At 62.9% G+C, this 609-nt stretch carries 1 protein-coding gene; it reads right to left on the bottom strand.

Annotation, left to right across the window (positions count from 1 at the left end; all coding sequences use genetic code 11):
• Positions 1–609 (bottom strand): FAD-binding protein (locus tag QCE79_RS33440; RefSeq protein WP_309851784.1); only part of this gene is annotated, 609 nt, incomplete at both ends.

The following is a 609-nucleotide window of genomic DNA, read 5'->3' as shown; positions in this document are numbered from 1 at the left end:
CTGTCCTTCATCCCGGCCAGATGCTGAATCGCGCCCGAGATGCCGACCGCCACGTACAACCGCGGCGCGACGATCTTGCCCGTCTGACCCACTTGATAGTCGTTCGGCACGTAACCGGCATCGACCGCCGCGCGCGATGCGCCCATTGCGGCGCCAAGCTTGTCGGCCAACGGTTCGAGCACCTTCGTGTAGTTCTCGCCATTGCCGAGGCCGCGTCCACCTGAAACGATGATCGAAGCCGAAGTCAGTTCCGGCCGATCCAGCTTCGTGACTTCGCGGCTGACGAATGACGAGATGCCAGCGTCGGCTGCCGCTTCGATCTTCTCGATCGATGCACTACCGCCTTCCGCCGCCACCGGATCGAAGCCCGTTGCACGGACCGTGATGACCTTGATCGGATCGCTCGATTGCACCGTCGCGATGGCGTTGCCCGCGTAGATCGGACGCTCGAAGGTATCGGCGCTGTCGACGGCGGTAATGTCGCTGATCTGCGCGACGTCAAGATGCGCTGCGATACGCGGGGCGATGTTCTTGCCATAGGCCGTCGCGGGCGCGAGGATGTGCGAATAGTCCTTCGCGATATTCAGCACCGTGCCCTCGACATTCTCG

The organism is Caballeronia sp. LZ003, assembly GCF_031451465.1.
Classification (GTDB): Bacteria; Pseudomonadota; Gammaproteobacteria; order Burkholderiales; family Burkholderiaceae; genus Caballeronia.
The sequence above is the reverse complement of the archived record's forward strand: the minus strand, read 5'-3'. Positions and strand labels throughout refer to the sequence as shown.